At 30.7% G+C, this 20,406-nt stretch carries 17 protein-coding genes; 10 read left to right on the top strand and 7 right to left on the bottom strand.

The window, feature by feature from the left end:
* Positions 1-11: 11 nt before the first annotated feature.
* From ABNT65_RS15975 to ABNT65_RS21055, 4 genes are all read right to left on the bottom strand, one after another.
* Positions 12-3,227 carry a SusC/RagA family TonB-linked outer membrane protein gene (locus ABNT65_RS15975; RefSeq protein WP_348746283.1) on the bottom strand — a complete coding sequence of 1,072 codons (3,216 nt, stop codon included), beginning with the start codon at positions 3,225-3,227 and terminating at the stop codon, positions 12-14.
* A 94-nt stretch (positions 3,228-3,321) separates the two neighbouring features.
* A complete protein-coding gene (locus ABNT65_RS15980; protein WP_348746284.1) occupies positions 3,322-4,008 on the bottom strand; it encodes a DUF2064 domain-containing protein in 687 nt (228 codons plus the stop codon).
* 114 nt (positions 4,009-4,122) lie between these two features.
* Positions 4,123-4,869, bottom strand: coding sequence for a uroporphyrinogen-III synthase (locus ABNT65_RS15985; protein WP_348705265.1), 747 nt, complete (start codon positions 4,867-4,869; stop codon positions 4,123-4,125).
* A gap of 11 nt (positions 4,870-4,880) precedes the next feature.
* Positions 4,881-5,552: a DUF4271 domain-containing protein gene (locus ABNT65_RS21055; RefSeq protein WP_412766827.1), complete on the bottom strand. Its 672-nt coding sequence runs from the start codon at positions 5,550-5,552 to the stop codon at positions 4,881-4,883.
* 53 nt (positions 5,553-5,605) lie between these two features.
* Here ABNT65_RS21055 and ABNT65_RS15995 point away from each other — a divergent pair, with 53 nt between their 5' ends.
* Genes ABNT65_RS15995 through ABNT65_RS16005 form a run of 3 tightly spaced genes read left to right on the top strand, consistent with a single transcriptional unit; the run spans position 5,606 to position 8,152 of the window.
* Positions 5,606-6,325, top strand: coding sequence for a polyprenol monophosphomannose synthase (locus ABNT65_RS15995; protein ID WP_348705602.1), 720 nt, complete (start codon positions 5,606-5,608; stop codon positions 6,323-6,325).
* A 1-nt stretch (position 6,326) separates the two neighbouring features.
* The gene (locus ABNT65_RS16000) at positions 6,327-7,664 is read left to right on the top strand and encodes a dihydroorotase (protein ID WP_348746285.1); all 1,338 of its coding nucleotides are present in this window, start codon (positions 6,327-6,329) and stop codon (positions 7,662-7,664) included.
* Positions 7,664-8,152 (top strand): DUF4296 domain-containing protein, encoded by a 489-nt coding sequence (locus ABNT65_RS16005; protein WP_348705272.1) that lies wholly within the window; start codon positions 7,664-7,666, stop codon positions 8,150-8,152. The genes ABNT65_RS16000 and ABNT65_RS16005 overlap by 1 nt, the downstream gene beginning before the upstream one ends.
* Here ABNT65_RS16005 and ABNT65_RS16010 read toward each other — a convergent pair.
* Positions 8,149-9,159, bottom strand: a complete 1,011-nt coding sequence (locus tag ABNT65_RS16010) for an NAD-dependent epimerase/dehydratase family protein (RefSeq protein ID WP_348738672.1) — start codon at positions 9,157-9,159, stop codon at positions 8,149-8,151. The two genes, ABNT65_RS16005 and ABNT65_RS16010, sit on opposite strands and share 4 nt — an antisense overlap.
* 87 nt (positions 9,160-9,246) lie before the next feature.
* Complete coding sequence (locus tag ABNT65_RS16015; RefSeq protein WP_348705274.1) at positions 9,247-10,281, bottom strand: hypothetical protein; 1,035 nt, start codon at positions 10,279-10,281, stop codon at positions 9,247-9,249.
* A 193-nt stretch (positions 10,282-10,474) separates the two neighbouring features.
* Between ABNT65_RS16015 and tyrS the strand changes: the two genes are divergently transcribed.
* From tyrS to ABNT65_RS16050, 7 genes are all read left to right on the top strand, one after another.
* Entirely contained in the window at positions 10,475-11,779 is a 1,305-nt protein-coding gene (gene tyrS, locus ABNT65_RS16020) for a tyrosine--tRNA ligase (protein WP_348746286.1), read from the top strand.
* A 374-nt stretch (positions 11,780-12,153) separates the two neighbouring features.
* Complete coding sequence (locus ABNT65_RS16025) at positions 12,154-12,477, top strand: hypothetical protein (protein WP_348705278.1); 324 nt, start codon at positions 12,154-12,156, stop codon at positions 12,475-12,477.
* Positions 12,478-12,613: 136 nt separating this feature from the next.
* Positions 12,614-13,408, top strand: a complete 795-nt coding sequence (locus tag ABNT65_RS16030) for an MbnP family protein (protein WP_348746287.1) — start codon at positions 12,614-12,616, stop codon at positions 13,406-13,408.
* A 69-nt stretch (positions 13,409-13,477) separates the two neighbouring features.
* Positions 13,478-14,509, top strand: coding sequence for a cytochrome-c peroxidase (locus ABNT65_RS16035; RefSeq protein WP_348705281.1), 1,032 nt, complete (start codon positions 13,478-13,480; stop codon positions 14,507-14,509).
* Entirely contained in the window at positions 14,472-15,470 is a 999-nt protein-coding gene (locus ABNT65_RS16040) for a transporter (protein ID WP_348746288.1), read from the top strand. The genes ABNT65_RS16035 and ABNT65_RS16040 overlap by 38 nt, the downstream gene beginning before the upstream one ends.
* A 56-nt stretch (positions 15,471-15,526) precedes the next feature.
* Positions 15,527-17,878 carry a TonB-dependent receptor gene (locus ABNT65_RS16045; protein WP_348746289.1) on the top strand — a complete coding sequence of 784 codons (2,352 nt, stop codon included), beginning with the start codon at positions 15,527-15,529 and terminating at the stop codon, positions 17,876-17,878.
* A gap of 52 nt (positions 17,879-17,930) precedes the next feature.
* Positions 17,931-19,172, top strand: a complete 1,242-nt coding sequence (locus ABNT65_RS16050) for a PepSY domain-containing protein (protein ID WP_348746290.1) — start codon at positions 17,931-17,933, stop codon at positions 19,170-19,172.
* Positions 19,173-19,203: 31 nt separating this feature from the next.
* Here the strand turns inward: ABNT65_RS16050 and ABNT65_RS16055 are convergent, their stop codons facing one another.
* The gene (locus tag ABNT65_RS16055; protein ID WP_348705289.1) at positions 19,204-20,256 is read right to left on the bottom strand and encodes an endonuclease/exonuclease/phosphatase family protein; all 1,053 of its coding nucleotides are present in this window, start codon (positions 20,254-20,256) and stop codon (positions 19,204-19,206) included.
* Positions 20,257-20,406: the final 150 nt, after the last annotated feature.

Here is a 20,406-nt window from a genome sequence, read left to right on the forward strand (position 1 = left end):
TAAATTCTTTTTTAGAAATTAACACCTAGTTTAAAACCAAAACTTCTTGTAGTAGCGTACGACATGTCTTCTACACCACTTACAATTCCTTGTCCTTGAACTGCTAGTTGTTCAGGATCAAAATGAGGTGTGTTGCTAATAGCAAAAAGATTTCTACCTATAAAAGAAAGGTTAACATCAGCACCATTTTTTACAAAACCAAAAGCATTGTTTTTTAAATGAAAAGTATAGCCTAATGAAAATTGCCTAAGTTTTAAGAAAGAAGCGTCATATACATTATTTTCCTCGTGGTTTCTATCGTAATATTGCCTGTAATAACTTTCGGGGGTTACAGCTGTGGTGTTAGGTGTATAGATTGGATTTTGTGTAGTACCTGTGTTTACCACACCTTCTGCGATAATGCCAGTTTCAGGTCTGTAAGCAGTTTCTTCTAATTGACCTGCTACACCTGCTAAAGATAATGTTCTTGATACTAGTTCGCCTCCTTGACGCCAATCGAATAAAAAGTTAAGGTTCCAGTTTTTATAAGTAAAGCTATTGTTGAATCCTACCATAAAATCTGGATTGTAATTCCCTAGTTTTTTTAGTGTCGGGTCTGCTATAAATCTACCTTCAGGAGTTAATACAAAATCACCGTTTTCATTTTTTAGGTAACCAGTTCCGTAAAAATCACCAATACGCCCGCCTTCTTCAACTTGAAACCAAACGGTTTGGTCAGGGTTGTTGTAAACTCTTGAATAAGCTAACGTAATTCTTCCACTGTCTTGCGGAAGAGATTGCACGGTAGAAATATTTTTACTAAAGTTAACTGTGGTATTCCATGTAAAGTTACTTGTTTTAATAGGAGTTGTATTTAAAACTACTTCAACTCCTTCAGAACGAACTTTTCCGCCATTAATAACTTGTTGTTTAAAGCCTGAAGAAATAGGAATAGGTAAGGATAGGATTTGATTTTTCGTAATGGCGTTATAGTAGGTAAAGTCTACATTTAATCGATCATTAAAAAAACGTATATCTGTACCTATTTCAAACGAGGTTGTTTTTTCTGGTTGTAAGTTTGGATTAGAGATAAAATCTTGACTGGTAAAGCTTGGTTGTGAATTAACCGTTGTTGTGGGGATAAATGTTTGTGAGGTTTGATAAGGGTTAGTATCGTTACCAACTTGAGCTATACTGGCTCTAAGTTTAGCAAAAGAAATAATTTTAGGTAAACTCAATACTTTGTTTAAAACCAAGCTAGTGGATGCAGAAGGGTAGAAAAAAGACGTGTTTTCTGCCGATACTGGCGTAGCTAAAGCACTAGACCAATCGTTTCTACCTGTTATATCTAAAAATAAAAAGTCTTTATAACCTACTTTAAATAACCCATATAAGCTATTAATGCGTTTTTTAGAATTGAAATCGAAAGTTTCAATAGGCGATGCAGCATTGTTAAAACTAAAAATACTTGGTTGAGCAAGTTGAGTGGTTTGTATTTGAGTGGTACTTGCCTTTTGGTCTAATCGGTTTCCTCCTAACGAAATATCAAATGTAAAATCATCTATTTTAGGAGTGTAGTTAATTAAAAAATCAGTATTCAACTCTCGGTAGGTAACATTATGTTCTGCATATGCACCGTTTCTAAATCGGTTGGTACTAAAGTTTCTCAAAAATGTACGTTTTTCACTAGAGTAATCCATTCCAGTACGTAGTGTAATGTTTAGGTTTTTGGCAATTTCCTGTTTAAGAGAAAAATTCCCAAAAACGCGATCCCTATTAAAACTATTTCTGTTTTCAAAAAGAATAAAATAAGGATTATCAAAGAAGGTATAGTTAAAAGAAAATTGTTGTCTGCCTTCCAAGCCAGGTTGCCAATAGTTTTTTAAGTTGTCTATGTTTAAAGATCGAGGTCCCCAAGCTACTAAAGAATAATTAACGTTCTCTGATCCGTAACCGTTTGATGGTCTGTTGTCACTACTACTATTTACATAGTTTATATGAGTAGTAATTGTTGTCTTTTTAGACGGTTTAAAATTTAAGTTAGTAGCAACGGTATAACGTTCTAAGTTTACTCCAGGGATAATAGATTCACTATTTAAATTAGTAAAAGAAAAACGATAGTTTCCTTTTTTAAACCCAGAACCTATAGCAATATTATTAATGGTAGTTACACCAGTTTGATAAAAGTTTTTTAAATTATCTGGATTGGAAACAAAAGGAGTTGGTGTAATTGGTAAGCCATTATATAAAGAAGTATCACCACCTCTTACTATTTGCCCGTTGGCTAAGGTAACAGGACTGTCAAATTGAGGAATTAAATTTCCTTGGTCTAATTTAGGTCCCCAACTATAAGTAATGTTATCATTTGTGCCTGCACCAAGTCCATTAACAAATTCAAAGTTTCCAGAGTTTCCTTGTCCGTATAAATTTTGAAACTGAGGTAAACGAAAAGCTTCTTCAATAAATAAAGAAGAATTAAAACTTACATTAAACTTATCGGTAGCTTTTTTAGTATTGATAAGAATTACTCCGTTGGAGGCTCTTGTACCATACAATGCAGCTGCATTAGCTCCTTTTAAAACAGAAACTGATGCAATATCATCTGGATTTATCTCCATGGCTCCGTTACCAAAATCAACTTCTTGAAATCCTGCAGCGGCCTCAGAGGTAAAGTTGAAAATAGTATTGTTGTTTATTGGGGTTCCATCAATAACAAAAAGAGGATTGTTATTAGTGAAAGATTGTTCACCACGAATAGTAATTTTTGATGAAGAACCAACACCTGTAGCATTTCCACTTGTAATAGTAACACCTGCTAGTTTACCTGTTAAATTATCAAGAAAGTTAACCGATTTAACATCAGAAATGTCTTTTGATTTTATGCTTTGAATTGTGTAACCTAATTCTTTACTAGTTCTTTTCTTGTTTAATGCTGTAATAACCACTTCATTCAATCCTGTAGTTGCTTCGGTTAAAGAAATGTTGATGTTTTTTTGAAGTCCAATTTTAATTTCTTGTGTGTTGTAACCAACAGAAGAGAATACCAAAATGTTGTTTTTATTATTGGTGTTAATTGTGTAAGTACCGTTTTCGTTGGTGGTAGTTCCTATAGTGGTATTTTTAAGAACTACATTAACATAAGGTATAGGGTTTCCGTCTGTTGCTGAGGTTACTTTTCCAGTAATAATATGCTGTGCATTTATTATAGCGCAAAAGCAAATTGCTAATGCAAGTAATAATTGTTTCATGTGACTTTTTTAGATGTTTTCTAAAATTGAATTAATTGCCAAGTCTATTTAGACTGGACTGTTTTTAAATCTTGTAAAAAAAATATGTAAGAAATTATAAAGAAAGATAAGTTGGTGAACCTTTATTAAAGATGTTTTGGAGATAATTTATCTTTTGAATAGGTGAAAAATAATAAAATACTACCTTGAATGAGGAAATGATTTTTCTAATAATATTATGTAATATTTTTTCAGTGTTAAAACGAAAAAGAAAGTATTTTAAATCATCACAAGAATCAATATCTTTTAAGTAAGTAAGGGATGTTACCTGGTTGTGTTGTAGTAGTAGTTTATGTAATGCTGTAAAAAGAAAATTGGTTTGCCAAGGAAGTTGCAAGAATTGTTGTTTGTTAAAATGCTTTTTATGAAAGGCAATTAAGTAAGCACCTCCGTCTAATGATGGTCCAAGTACACTTTGTTGGTTTTCTAATTGTGTAAAAGCTTTTTTTAAATGCTTTGTTTTTAAATCTGGACTATCATTTCCAATAGCAATAACTTTATGGTAGCCTTTAGCGAAAATTGTTTCAATAGCATTGGTAAAACGCTCTCCAAAAGTTTTGCCTTTTTGAAGTGTTTCATCAAATAAAACTATATCAAAACTGGTTTTTTTTGCTACTTGTACTACTCTATGGTTTAAGTAATCAAATAATTCACTTCCCTGTGGTACACTTTTTTGTTTAGTTTCTTGAGAAGAAGAATTAGCAAAAATTAAAACAGCTACATCATTTTGCTTGTGAGGCATTTAAGTGTTTTACTTTAAGTTATGGTTAAAGAAGTCGTGTTATAATTCATATCATTACAAAAAAACCGCTAAGAATTTCTTAACGGTTTAAATATTTTTAAAAAGATGTTATTTCTATTTCTTGTTAACGTCTTTAATATATTTTTCTAAGGCCATTGTCATAGAAGGGGTTTCAGGAGTTGGTGCAGCAATATCTACACGTAAACCTCTATCTTCTACAGCTTTTATTGTTGAATTTCCAAATACAGCGATTCTTGTATTATTTTGTTTAAAATTAGGGAAGTTTTTAAACAAACTATCAATACCAGAAGGACTAAAGAAAACAAGTACGTCGTAAAAAACATTTTCTAAGTCAGATAAATCACTTACTACGGTTCTGTATAAATCAGCACGTTTCCAATCAACACCTAATTTATCTAGCTCTGTAGGAATTAGTGATTTTAATTTATCAGAAGAAGGTAGTAAGAATTTCTCATCTTTATGCTTTTTGATTAACTTAGTTAATTCAGGAAAAGTTCTATTTCCTACATAAATTTTACGTTTTCTATATACTACATATTTCTGTAAGTAGTAAGCAACAGCTTCTGATTGACAAAAGTATTTCATTGAGTCAGGCACGGTAAAGCGCATTTCTTCGGCTATTCTAAAAAAATGATCTACAGCATTTCTACTTGTTAAAATAATAGCTGTATAATTGTTTAAATCTATCTTTTGAGTTCTAACTTCTTTTACAGGAATTCCTTCAACATGTATAAAAGATCGAAAATCAATTTTGATTTTTTGTTTTTCCGCTAAATCAAAATACGGCGAAGTCTCTGTTTTTGGGGCTGGTTGAGACACTAAAATAGTTTTCACTTTCATAAAATTTCTCTTTACGTAGTTGTTGTTTTATAAAGTAATAATAGCGGAGCTATTTCAAGTGTGCAAAAGTACAAAATAAAATAAAATAACTTGCTAATAACAATGTTTTTATTATTAAAGATGATTAAAGTTGCCCTGAAAATGAGTAAGATTACCAGAAATGTAAATAAAAAAAGATTGCTGTTAATAGCGTATTTGTACACTATAAGTACTGGTAAAATTAATAGACATACTGTAAATAAATAACCATATTTAAGGTGCAAGAAGTAATTAACTCGCTCTTTTATAGCTAAAGCATTTACAATAAACATTTCAATAATAAATTTACTTAATAGATAAATAAATACACAAATTAGTAGTACAGAAAATGAAGTAAAGTTGTTGTCCATCAGTCCTTTTTTGCATGTAAATCCAAAGATTGATAAGGCAATAATGATAGAGCTATACAAGAATAACGTAAAGCTAAATGGATTGAAAATAGATATTTCTTCTTCAGCTTTTTTTTGGAAAAAACCAGGAGTAAAGAAAGCAACTGTATGTCCAAATAGATGGCTAGGTTTTATAAGTTTTAAAATAGCAAGTAGAATGATAGTAAAAATTATTACTAATGTAAACCAACTATCATCAATGTTATTAAGTTCTATTGCTTGCAAAACCGACTGCTTTATGCTTTTCCTTAACACAAAATTAGTAATAAATTAGTGTATATTTGTGCTTATTTTAGATGAAATTTATGATGTCAGATACCTTAGTCATTATTCCAACATATAATGAAAAAGAAAATATAGAAGCAATAATTAGAGCTACATTTAATCAAGAAAAGGAATTTGATGTATTGGTAGTAGATGATAATTCACCAGATGGAACAGCTTCCATTGTGGAGAAATTGCAGTTAGAGTTTAATGAACAACTCCATATAGAAAAAAGACAAGGTAAAAATGGATTAGGTACTGCTTATATTCATGGTTTTAAATGGGGATTGGATAAAGGATATGAATATATTATAGAAATGGATGCTGATTTTTCTCATAATCCAAATGATTTGGTTCGGTTATATAAAGCCTGTGCAAATGAAGGAGCTGATGTATCTGTAGGGTCTAGATATTCTGTAGGCGTAAATGTAGTTAATTGGCCAATGAATAGAGTGTTGTTGTCGTATTTTGCTTCTAAATATGTGCGTTTTATAACTGGTATTCCTATTCATGACACTACAGCAGGTTTTGTATGTTGGAAAAGAAAAGTATTAGAAACAATCAAACTTGATAAAGTAAGATTTGTAGGATATGCATTTCAAATTGAAATGAAGTACAAAGCTTGGAAACATAAGTTTAATATAAAAGAAGTATCAGTTATTTTTACTGATAGAACAAAAGGAGAATCTAAAATGAGTGGAGGTATCGTATATGAAGCTCTTTTTGGAGTAATTAAAATGAGATTAAAAGGACTACCCAAATAATATGGCATCATCATACTTAATAAAAAATGCAAAAATCGTTAGTGAAAACAAGGTTTTTAAAGGCGATGTTTTAATTGAAGGATCATACATTCAAAAAATAGCAGAGAATATCAAGGCAGAAAACGTAAATGTTATTAATGCAGAAGGGAAGTATTTAATACCCGGAATGATTGATGATCAGGTGCATTTTAGAGAGCCAGGGTTAACTCATAAGGCTAATATAGAAACGGAAAGTAAAGCGGCGTTAGCTGGAGGTATTACTTCTTTTATAGAAATGCCTAATACAGTGCCACAAGCAACAACTCAAGAACTACTGGAAGAAAAGTTTAGTGTTGCAAGTAAAACTTCATATGTAAATTATTCATTTATGTTTGGGGGAACTAATGATAATTTAGAAGAGTTGCTTAAAACAGACCCTAAGAATGTTGCAGGAATAAAACTTTTCTTAGGTTCTTCAACAGGTAATATGTTGGTTGATAATGAAGAAGTTTTAGAAAGGATTTTTTCATCAACAAAATTACCAATATCTGTTCATTGTGAAGATGAAGGTACAATTCGAAAAAATACACAAGAGTATAAAGAAAAATTTGGAGATGATATTCCAATAAAATACCATCCGATAATTAGAAGTGAAGAGGCTTGTTATTTATCGTCATCTAAAGCTATAGAGCTAGCAAAGAAAACAGGAGCACGTTTACATGTGTTTCATTTATCAACGGCTAAGGAAACTGATTTATTCAGAAATGATATTCCATTGGAAGAAAAACAAATTACAGCTGAAGTTTGTGTACATCATTTATGGTTTACGGATGCAGATTATGAGAAAAAAGGAACACATATTAAATGGAATCCTGCTGTAAAAACTAAAAAAGACAGAGATGGACTTTGGAAGGCGTTATTAGATGATAGGATAGATATTATTGCCACAGATCATGCACCTCATACATTGGAAGAAAAAGATAATGTATATACAAAAGCACCTAGCGGTGGACCATTGGTACAACACGCTGTAGTAGCCATTTTAGAAAAGGTAAAAGAAGGTGTTATTTCTATTGAAAAAGCAGTTGAAAAAATGTGTCATAATCCTGCTAAAATATTTAAAGTAGCTAAAAGAGGTTATATTAAAGAAGGTTTTTATGCTGATATGGTTTTAGTAGATTCCAATAAACCTTGGACCGTTGAAAAAGAAAATATATTATACAAATGTGGATGGTCTCCTTTTGAAGGACAAGAGTTTTCAAGTACAATTACACATACATTTGTTAATGGATGTTTAATGTATAATGAAGGAGTATTTAATGAAGAAACTAAAGGAGAGCGATTAACGTTTGATAGGTAATGAATAAATTAACATTCCTTTTTATTACAATACTATTTTTGGTTTCTTGTACAAGTAATACAATTTACAAGAAACCAAAAGATTTAATTCCTAAAGATACTATGGTTAGTTTGTTGACAGATATGTATATAGCGTCATCAGCAAAAAACATTAAGAATAAGTACTTAAAAATGGAGTCAAATTATATGGTATTGGTTTATAAAAAATATCAAATTGATACGGTAAGGTTTGATGCTAGTAATAAATATTACACTTCTAGAATTGATGAGTATTCAGCTATGTTAAACAAGGTGAAATATAATATTGATAGTTTGTTTAAGCTTTATGATGAAAAACAACGTGTTAAAGATTCTTTAGATAGGCCAAACACTAGGTATGAACCAGATGAAAAAACAATGAAAGAAGTCTACGAAGGAAAAAGCGAAAAACAAGTACTTAGTGAGGAAGTGTTAAAGGTGCCAGTTAAAAAAAACAAAAAAACTAATTAGTTCCGAGTGTAATCTGCACAAATAGAATGTATACTTTCTTCAATTGGAGTAAATTCAAATGAAATATTGCTTTTTTTGATTTTATTAGAAGAATAGTAAGTTTTATTATGAGCAGATTTAGCGGAATTTTTAGTTAATAATGGTGATTTTCTTATCACTTTACTTAATACCCAATCTATTCGCCAAGCTATATTGCTAGTAAATTTACCAATTTTTATTGAAGGTCTTTTTTTCTTAAACCCATCAGCAATAGAAAATAAAATTTCTTTAAATGATTTATTTTCAGAAACTAAAATGAATCTTTCGTTTGTGATAGTTGAGTTTGTAAGTGTAATCATAGCCTTTACAACATCTTGTATAGCTACAAACCCCGTTACTCCTTCGGTATAAAATTTAAACCCATTATAAATTTGTTTAAATAGTTTTCCAGAGCCTTCTTCCCAAAAACCACTTCCTAAAATAACACCAGGGTTTACAATAACAATATTAATTCCTTCCTGGCTACCACGCCAAACCTCTATTTCAGCACCGTATTTAGTAATAGCGTAACCATGGTTTTCTTCATGGTCAATCCATTCGTTACTTTCTGTAATTGGCTTACCATTAATAGAGTCGCCGATAGCAGCTATAGAGCTAACAAAACATAGTTTTTCAATATTAGAGTCAATACAAAAGTTAACAATGTTAGCAGTGCCATCAATATTAACTCTACGCATTTTTTTATAATCTTTAGGATTAAAGGATACCAAGGCTGCACAATGATAAACTTTGGTGATAGCATGTGAAAAAACTGTTTTTAAGGAAGGAATGTCTGTAATGTCTGCTTTAATCCATTTAATTTTAGTTAACAAACTAGAGGTGTTTTTAGTATAATAAGAGAAGATTTTTTTGACATTATTAATTCTGTCTTCAGTTCTATAAATAGCAATTATTTCTTCATTAGCAACAGCTAAATGATATAATAAATGCGAACCAACTAAACCTGTTCCTCCTGTAACTAAAATCATAATTAATATAAATAACAATCAAATATAAAAAAAGGAGTCCTTTAAAAGGACTCCTTCTTGGATTTTATATAAAATTTGTTTCTGGGTTTATGCTTTGATTGGTTCGGCATTAATTTGAACTTTTACATCAAATTTAATAGAACCAGAAGTTCCATTTGTTCCAGTAATTTTAACGACTTTAATTAGACCCTTATTGCCATATGCATCAACAAACTCAATAATATCATTTTCTGAAAGATTGTTTACACGTTCAGTAGTCGGTTTAGTAATAAAATCTAAATCAATTTTTTTAGTGATAGCATCAAAATCAGCAATGGTTTTGTCAGATTTTTTGAAATAAAAGTTGTTTAATTCTGTAGTGCCACCAATGCTTGGAACATTAACAATATCTGTAGGGTAATTAGAAGCCGAAGCAAAAGAAGCTTTTCCAGTATTTCCATAATAGTATCCAAAATCCCATAAAGCAGCAACTTCTACGCCTTGATTTATAGCATAAGTTTTATTGTCAAATAAAGAAAGGAATGTTTTAGAAGAACCGTCAGCTAAAGGAGCGGCTAATAAAACTTGCGAAAAAGATTTTACACCATTAACGCTAGTATCAGCGTTAGCACTTGCTTTAATGGTAACTGTTCCAAAAGCATCATCAGCTATAGAATTCCTTTTAGAAACATCTCTAAAGTCACCTCTATCATTTGTAGTCCAAATAATATACTGAACTACATCGTTAGCGCTTGTAGGAGCATCAAAATTAAACGTGTAGTTAAATGTATCTTTATCATCACCATCTAAATCAATAGAGCCATCACTTTTCTTGCTACCTAAAGGATATTCATAAGGTTGAGGGCCTTGATTACTACTGTACACATTTTTAGTCATATAAATTCTACGCATTTTTTTATCACCTGTAAAGTTAACTTTAACTTTAACAAGACTAGATGGAGTGGCTACTATTTCTATAGATCTCTCATTTGTAGATGCGTTATTAGGATTTACAATAATATTATATTCTAATTCTTCATTATCTCTAAAAATTTCATTTCCATCTCCACTACTACAACTAGTTAAAAAAGATGAAACTGCTACAAAAGCAAGTAAAAACGAGTTTTTAAAAATTTTTCTCATTACGTTTAATTTTAATTATTTTAATTTTTGACACAAAGTATGTAGTGAGGTCACACTAAGTTAGTCAAAAAAGAATAAAAACGATTAAGAAGCTATTAAATTGTAATAACTTTTGAGGTTTATTTTTAAATAAAAGTTAATAAGGTATAAAGTTTTGTAAATGCTATATTTGTAATCCAAAAAGATTACAAAAATGACCAAAAATCTAGTAGAAGAATTACGTTGGCGCGGAATGATTCACGATATAATGCCAGGAACAGAAGAGCAATTACAAAAAGAAATGACAACTGCTTATATTGGTTTTGATCCAACCTCTGATTCATTGCATATCGGTAGTTTAGTGCCAATTATTTTATTAGTACATATAGAAAAAGCAGGGCATAAGCCAGTAGCTTTAGTTGGGGGTGCAACAGGAATGATAGGTGACCCTTCTGGAAAATCTGACGAAAGAAATTTATTAAATGAAGAAACATTAGCAAAGAACGTTAATGGAATAAAAAATACGTTAGCTCGTTTTTTAAATTTTGATAATGGGAATGAGAACTCTCCAATATTGGTGAATAACTATGATTGGATGAAAGACTTCTCTTTTATAGAATTTGCTAGAGATGTAGGAAAAAGGATAACGGTAAATTATATGATGGCTAAAGATTCTGTTAAGAAGAGAATCTCAGGTGAATCAGGAGGAGGAATGAGTTTTACTGAGTTTACCTACCAATTAATTCAAGGATACGATTTTTATCATTTGCATAAAACCTATGGTTGTAAACTTCAAATGGGAGGTTCCGATCAATGGGGGAATATTACCACTGGAACTGAATTAGTAAGAAGGATGAATGTAGGTGAAGAAGCCAAAGCTTTTGCCGCTACTTGTCCTTTAATTACTAAAGCAGATGGTTCTAAGTTTGGGAAATCTGAAGGAGGGAATGTTTGGTTAGATGCAGATAAAACATCCGTGTATAAATTTTATCAGTTTTGGTTAAATACTTCTGATGAGGATGCTGAAAAATATATAAAAATATTTACCTTTTTAGATAAAGAAACTATTGAAGCATTAATAGAAGAGCATAAAGAAGCACCGCACCAAAGAGTTTTACAAAAGAGATTAGCGGAAGAGGTAACTATTTTTGTGCATTCAAAACAAGAGTTAGACAAAGCAATCGCTGCATCAAATATTTTATTTGGAAAGTCTACAGCTGATGATTTAAAGAGTTTAGATGAGCAAACGTTTTTAGATGTTTTTGATGGAGTTCCACAAGCTACTGTTCCTGTGTCGGATATTAATGATGGATTGGATATGATTGGTGCTTTAGCGGCAAAAACAGGTTTTTTAAAGTCAAATGGAGATGCAAGAAGAGCTTTAAAGGAAAATTCAATATCTGTTAATAAGGAAAAGGTAAAAGAAGATTTTACAATAACAGAAGCTAATTTAATAGCAGATAAATATGTTTTATTACAAAGAGGAAAGAAAAACTATTTCTTATTAAAAACAGAATAGTTAAGAAACCGCTTTTAAATTAAAAGTTAAAGGGCATCGCTTACAGTTGATGCCTTTTTTTTGGTATTTATTGCAACACTTACTTTTAGGTTTGATACAATTTGCAGTACAAGAACTCTCACAAGCCGTAATAGCTGGAGGGGTTTTTATACTTACTATTGGTGTAACTTTTTTGTTTTCAGTGTAAAATACAATCATAATCCTTTCTAAAATTCCGATGCAAATATAAGTTTTTTATTTAGAATAAATTAAAATTAAAAAACAAAAGGTTTCTTTTGTAGAAAAAAGAATAGAAAAGTACCTTTGCAACCTTATAAAATTAGTTTAATTTGTTTAAGACAATAACAGTTTATTTGTTTGTATTTCTCTACCTAATGGCAATGCTTAGACCTATAGCACCATTTGTTGAGTATGCAATTAATTACGATTATATTGCTAAAGTGTTATGTATAAACAAAGATAAACCTGAAATGAGCTGTAAGGGAACGTGTCAGTTAATGAAGAAACTTGAACAGCAGCAAGAAGAAGACTTCAACTCGCTTCGAATTTCTATGGAAGAATACCCTGTAGGTTTTGTAAGTGTTTTAACAATTGATAAAGAAAAGCTAATTCCTTTTAAAAGAAAACAAAACTTCCAATATAAAAAAGACTATTCTTACCTATTTAATCAGGAAGTATTCCACCCACCTGCTATTTAATTTTAATATAGAATTTTTATTAAGCTATTTCTAATAGCTTAAAATACCTTATTGAAAAAATAAAAACATTTAGAGAGGTTTAATCACTAGTTAAAGCTAAGTGATAGCTTGTTCTACATTAAAATTAATATAACAAATGAAAAAAATAGTTGCAATCATAGCAATAGCTATGACATTTATAGCATGTAATGATAATGAACAGTTACAAGAAAAGTTAGAAGGAAAAAACAAAGTAGTAATTGAATTTGATAACGGATTTAATAATGATAAAATATTATTAGGAAGCTCATCACATGCTACCAGTAATGATGAAGTTTTAGCTATAAGCTCGCTAGATTATATTGTGAGTAATTTTGTGTTGGTAGCTGAAGATGGTACAGAACATGTGTATCCAAAAAATAAAAGCTACTTCATAATTAGCGAAGGAGGAAATGGTAAAGCTAAAAATGTTCAAATTTCTCTTGAAGATATTCCTGCTGGGAAATACAATAAAATTAAATTTGGAATTGGAGTAGACCAAGAAAGATTTAAGCAAGGGCAAGCAGCTCAAGAAGGTTTTTGGACTTTGGCTGAAAGCTATAACTTAACTTGGAGTTGGCAAGCTGGTTATAAGTTTGTTGTTTTAGAAGGTAATTTTAAAGAAAAAGCTTCTGGAGCTGATTCACCATATATGTTACACATTGCAAGTAGAGGTACTTCTGTAGATTTGTATAAAGAAGTAGAATTATCAATGGATGTGGCAATTGTAGGTAAAGGTCAGTCTCCTCAACTACATGTAAAGGTTGATGCAGGAAAAATACTAGATGGAACTACCAAGATTAAATTATCTGAAGGAGCTACTATTATGGGAGGTGATAAGGCTAAAAATATAGCAGATAACTATACGGCTATGTTTATGGTACATCACGTTCATAACGCTAATCATCATTAAATAAATAAAAGAGTAGTAGTAGATAACTACTGCTCTTTTGTTTGTTTTATAGATTAAAATAGTAGTGTAATGAAAAAAATAATACTACTACTCAGTGTTTGTTTTTTGTTTAGTTGTAAGAAAGAAGAAATATACACTGAAGTAAAATTAGTGTTTGAGAAGCCAAGTAATTTTCCAGAACCATATTATGATTTGAATTCAAATCCAATTACAGAAAAAGGATTTGAATTAGGAAAAAAGCTTTTTTATGAAGGTAAGTTATCTTCCGATGGCGTAGTGTCTTGTGGTTTTTGCCACCAGCAAAAGTTTGCTTTTACACATCACGGACATCAATTTAGTCATGGTGTTGAAGATAGAAAAGGAAAAAGAAATGCACAGCCAATTCAAAATATGGCATTTCAAAAACAATTTTCTTGGGATGGAGCAGCTTTTCATTTAGATCTTTTTCCAATAATTCCTATTACAAACCCTGATGAAATGGATGAATCTGTAACGAATGTTCTTAATAAATTGAGAGAAGATGCTAGTTACAGAGAATTATTTACTCAAGCATTTGACGATGGACAGATAACTGCTGATAATACTTTTAAAGCAATGTCTCAATTTATGATCATGATGGTTTCAGCTGATAGTAAGTACGACAAGTATGTTCGAGGAGAAAAGGGAGGTGTCTTTTCTGACAAAGAAAAAAAAGGGTTAAAATTATTTAAAGATAAATGTGCTTCCTGTCATTCTTCAGATTTGTTTACAGATGACTCTTTTAGAAATAATGGTTTACCAATTAACTCAAGTATCAATGATTTGGGAAGGATGACCGTAACTTTATTAGAAGAGGATAAATTTAAGTTTAAAGTGCCAAGTTTAAGAAATGTTGAGTTAACGGCACCCTATATGCATGATGGAAGATTTGGCTCTTTAGAATCTGTATTGAATTTTTATGAAAATGGAGTTCGAGAAACGGAAAATTTAGACCCGATACTTAAAAAGAAGGATGGAACACTGGGGGTAGCATTAAATAAACAAGAAAAAGAGGATATAATTTCTTTTTTAAAAACATTAACAGATGAAAAGTTTATTACAGATAAAAGATTTGCTGAATAAAGAGAATTTAATAGTAGTTGTTATGCTTTTTTACGTTACTGTTTCCTTTGCTAACGACCCTTTTCCAAAGTACTATAAATGGTTTTTGGAAGATTGTGATGCCTGTGGCTGTAGTAATAACGGAGGAAGTTTAGGTTTAGGCGGAGTTGTAGATAATAATTTTATAGGAGTTAGGTATTTACATCAAAAGTATCAATCAAAAGATGGAATATTTGATAATTCACCATTAATTAACGAGTATTTTAATACCATTCAAGTATGGTCTAGAATACCTGTATTAAAAGAGAAATTGGAACTGCAAGTTTTTGTTCCTTATCATTTTCATTCGAGAGATTATATTGATAAAACTACAGCTATTAATGGATTAGGAGACTTGTCTTTTTTAGTTAATTATACAGTTTTAAATGCTAAAAACGGAAACTATAACGAGCTAAAAGATAAAGTAAGTTCATCAAATCACTTACTAAAAATAGGAGCAGGATTAAAATTGCCTACAGGGAATTATAATGAAGCGATAAATAATTCTATAAATCCAAGTTTTCAATTAGGTACAGGGAGTTTTGATGTGGTAACTAATCTTCAATATGTGTATAAATACAATGACTTAGGAGTTACTAATTACCTTAATTATTACCTAAAAACAACTAATAACAAATCATACAAGTTTGGAAACCAATTTAACTTTAATAGCACATTTTTTTATGTTTTAAAAGATGATAAGAATCATAATTTTGTGCCTTCTTTTGGGGTTTCTGGAGAGTTTTATGAGGAGAATAAAGTGTTTAATCTACCTGTGAAAAACACAAATGGATACGTATTATTTTCAAGTATTGGAGCTGAATATAATACGGAAAGTTTAACGTTCGGGGTATTAGCAATGTATCCTATTCAACAAAAACTAGCACAAGGTGCTATTAATGTGGAATATAGATCGAGTGTCTATTTAAATTATAATTTTTAAGGAATCTTAATTGATTTCTTTACCTACTAAAGTATTTAACAGATTAAAAAACAACAATGAAAAATAACTATATACTAATTATAGCAATTTTTATAATTACAATAACATCCAATGCACAATCCATTTTTAAAGGGAAGGTAGTAGATTCGAAAAATAAACCATTAATTGGAGCAACAATAATATCTAATAAAGAAAAAAAGAAAGGAACCATAACAGATAATGAAGGGAGTTTTTCTTTATGGTTAAAAAAAGGAGAAGTAACAGTGTCAATGGTTGGATATGAAACAAAACATATAATTTTAAATCCAAAAAAAATAACAATCATTACCTTAAGTGTTGCCACTGAAAATCTAGAAGAAATTGTAGTATCGGCAAGTAGGGAAGTGCAGCAAAGAAAAGAAGTTCCAGCTTCAATAGGTTTATTAACTGCTAGTCAGATAGAAGAAACAAAAGCATTTGGTGTTGAGCAATTGGTAAATCAAGTGCCAGGTGTTTTTATGAGTACGTCAAAAGCTTCAAGTAATGAACAACATTTTATGGCAACAAGATCGCCTATATCAACCAAATCATTGTTTTTATATATTGAAGATGGTTTACCTATAAGACCCGTGGCTGTGTTTAATCATAATGCTTTATTAGAAATGAATAATACTACTTTCAATAGAGTTGAGGTTTTAAAAGGTCCAGCGTCTAGTATTTATGGAAGTGAAGCTATTGGAGGAAGTTTTAATTTTATTACAAAGAATCCTAAAAAAGATTTTGGAGGGTCTGTGAGTGTGCAAGCTAATGATTTAGGTTTTACTAGATATGAATTAGAAGCATCTACTACTGTCAACGAAAAATATGGATTTTATGTGGGAGGACACCATGCGAGAAGAGATAATGGAGTAGTAGGACATTCTGATTATGAGAAAACGGCAATATCATTTAAAAATGTAAATGACTTTTCAGAAAATTTAAAATGGGTAAATAGTTTTACACTTATAGATTATCGTTCGGATATGTCAGGTTCTATTTCAGAGAAAAATTATTCAGACGGAGACTATAAGAGCAATCAAACTTTTACACAACGTGAAGCTAAAGCTTTTAGATTTAGATCATCATTAGATAAAGCATGGAATGAAAAAAATAAAACATCATTTAATTTCTTGTATCGAAATAATGAAATGAATCAAATTCCTTCATATAGAGTAAGACAAAATAGAACAAATGGAGTTTTAAATGGAACGGGAAAAGGAGAAGTTAATTCCAATAAATTTCAGAGTTATGTTGGGTTAATTCAGCATAAAATGAATTTTAATTTTGCCAATGCAAGTTTGATTTTAGGAGCTACCACTGATTTTTCTCCCCAAACTTATGAGGCAGAGAATATTGATGTAATTGTTGATGTTAATACTGCTCAAAATACGGGTTATTCAGTGAAAAATGGAGATTATATATTAAAATATGAGGCAGATATTTTTAACCACGCTGGTTATGCTCAATTTGAAATATCGCCATTAGAAAAAATAAAAGTTACAGGAGCATTACGTTATGATGCTTTTACCTATGATTATAATAATTTAGATAAAGGGAATTCAGGAGTTAGTGATACTAGAATTTCATATGAAAATTTTGCTCCTAAATTAGGGGTGAACTTAAATATATCTAAAAATTCAGGAGTGTATTCAAATTACTCTAAGGGATTTACACCACCACAAGTTGGAACATTGTTTAGAAATGGTAAGAATAAAACTGGAGAAGCATTTAGTTTAAACCCAGCAAAGTTTCATAATTATGAAATAGGAGGGTATTTTATAGTGCCGTCTAAATTAAAAGTTGATTTGGCGATTTATCAATTAGATGGAATTGACCGATTAATTTCTATTAGAGATGATAATGGGAATTTTGTGCAAAAGAATGCAGGTAAAACGCGTTCAACTGGAATTGAATTAGGGGTTAGGTATAATTTGTTAGATAATTTATATGTAAACTACAGTGGTAGTTATGCTACACACAAATATTTATCTTTTTTTGACAATAATGTAGACTATTCAAATACAGACATGCAAACGGCTCCAAATTATATTGCAAATACAACATTAACTTATAAACCATTAACTAATTTATTATTGGCTATAGAGCATGAGCAAGTAAGTAAATACAATACAAGTTTTGAAGGTCAAGCAATTATTGGTGTCGATGGTTCGGGTAATGATATTTTAGGCACTTCAATTTATGCAGGACATCATGTGTTTAATTTTAGAGTTAATTTTGAATGGAAAAACTTTGAGATTTGGGGGCAAGCATTGAATGTTTTTAATAAGTTGTATGCTGTCAGAGCTTCTTATAGTAGATGGGATAAAGCAAATACGTATAGTATAGGTAACCCTAGGGCATTTCATTTTGGGGTAAAATATAAATTTTAAAGAATCTAAAACCTCATAAAATTCTTTTATGGGGTTTTTAAATTTTTAAGTCATGAAAAACAGAAAACTCAACCAATGGTTGTGGAAGTGGCATTTTTTAGCGGGAATTATTTCGTTGCCTTTTGTGTTGGTTTTATCAATTACTGGAGCTATTTATTTGTTTAATCCGGAGGTAGAAAAAGAGGTTAAGAGTAAAGCGCAGTTAGTGTCCAAAAAACAAGGAAAACTTATTTCATATCAAAAGCAGTGGGAAGCTGCTAAGAAGAATATGAAAAAACGTCCTACTGCAATGATAATTCCAAACGAAAAAGGAATGGGAGTTGAATTTGTTTCAGGAAGATTTAGCCATAAAAGTTCTCTTTTCGTAGATCCGTATACAGGTAACGCTATAGGAAGCTTTTCGCCAAAAAGTACTTGGATGTATACGGTTAGGAAGTTGCATGGTGAGTTATTAGGAGGGAAAGTAGGAACTAAGATTGTGGAATTGATAGCTTGTTGGATGATTGTATTGATTATAACAGGACTTTATGTATGGTGGCCATTCAAAAGAGGAATACAAGGGGTTTTTACCATTCGTTTTAAAGAAGGTAAACGGATTCTGTTTAGAGATATGCATGCTGTGTTGGGATTTTGGATGTCACTTCTTTTGTTGTTAACGTTAGCTGGAGGTTTGCCTTGGACAGATGTTTTTGGAGGGAACTTTAAATGGGTGCAAAAAGTTACCAATACAGGGTATCCTAAAACATGGAGTGGAAGAGGTTTGAAATCAGAAGTAGGTGAAAAACCTTTGTCGTTAGATGATATGTTTTTGATAGCTAAAAAACAGAATTTAGAAGGAGTTATTTCCATAGGATTACCCAAGTCTGAGGCAAGTACTTTTAGTGTTTCAAATGAGACCTATAATTTAGGAGCTAGAAAAATGTTGCATTTTGATCAATACACAGGAGCTTTAATTAAATCACATGTATGGAGTGATGTAGGTGTTTTAATGAGGGCTAGAATGTGGGTAATGGCTTTTCATCAAGGTCAATTTGGAAGTTGGAATTGGTGGTTGATGTTTGGAATAGCAATTGTCTTGACAATCATGAGTCTTGCAGCAATTATTTCTTACTTGTATAGAAAACCTAAAGATGATTTTGGAGTTCCTAAAGTTTCTAAAGGGTTTAAATTATCAACTGCTTTTGTGGTTTTAATAGGGCTTGTTGCTATAGTATTACCATTATTTGGAGTAAGTTTAGTTTTGTTGATTATATATGAATATTTAAAAAAGAAAAGAGCTGTAGTTACGAACTAAAAAAAAGCTGCGTTAAGCAGCTTTTTTTAGTTTATTTTTTCTCTTTGATTAAATATAAATACACAGGATAGTGGTCACTATATCCTCCCGTATATTTACCGCCTGAAAAACTTCTAAAAGGATATCCTTTGTATCTGCCTTTCTTTTGAGTTAAAAAACGTTTATTAAAAATTCCTGCTTTAAACATTTTATAAGTAGAAAAGTCTTTTTTCCCTTTATCTAGTAATGGAGAAGTAAACATAATTTGATCAAACAAATTAATATTATCTCTATATCCTAAAGTGTTAAAACCTCTACGAAACATGTCTTCATAAGGATTGTAAATCTCCCCTTTAGCTACATTCTTCTTATTAGCTTTTGTTTTTAATTTATTTTTAAAGCTAGAATTAATAGGGTCGTCGTTAAAGTCACCCATAATAATAACCTTAGGATTAGGATCGGTTTCTTTAATCTTTTCAATAATCTGAGTTACTTTATAAGCAGCTTTTTCACGTAAAGGTCTACTTTTAGCCTCGCCACCTCTTCTTGAAGGCCAGTGGTTTACTATTACATGAACTAGTTCATCGTCTAAATAACCAGAGACTAATAATATGTCTCTAGTATAAACTTTTTTATTTTCATTATAAATATTTGGGTTGAATGCTTCATAATGAATTGGTTTAAAATAACGTTGTTGATATAATAAAGCTACATCAATACCCCTTTTATCTGGTGAATCGAAATGAATAATTTCATAACGTTTCTTTTTTAACTTTTCTGTTTTAACCAGATCTTCTAAAACTTTTCTATTTTCAACTTCAACAACACCAAGTATAGCTGGACTTGTATTTGATTTCTCTTTTCCTAACTGAACAATAACAGAGCTTAACTTGTCTAATTTATCGTTATAAACTTTTTCTCTATCGCCCTCTAGCTCCATAATAGGACTGGCTTCATCGTTTTTCTCAGTGTCGTTCTCAGTATCAAATAAGTTCTCTAGATTGTAAAAACCAACAGTTCTTATTTTAAATTGTTTGCCGCTCTTTTGTCCATAACAAAAAGATAACATTAGGCTTAATATTAGAAAGGATATAGTTTTTTTCATTTATTTAAATTTACTGCGCAAAAATAATACAAAAAATACACCAAAATTCAATTATTGTTAAATACATAACAATTTTTTAATGATAAAGTGTTTTGGTTTTTGTAATTTTGCCTCCCTTTTGGGTTAACGAAAGGGGATTAAATAAATATT

The sequence above is a fragment of the Tenacibaculum sp. 190524A02b genome (genome assembly GCF_964036645.1).
Lineage (GTDB): Bacteria > Bacteroidota > Bacteroidia > Flavobacteriales > Flavobacteriaceae > Polaribacter > Polaribacter vairaonense.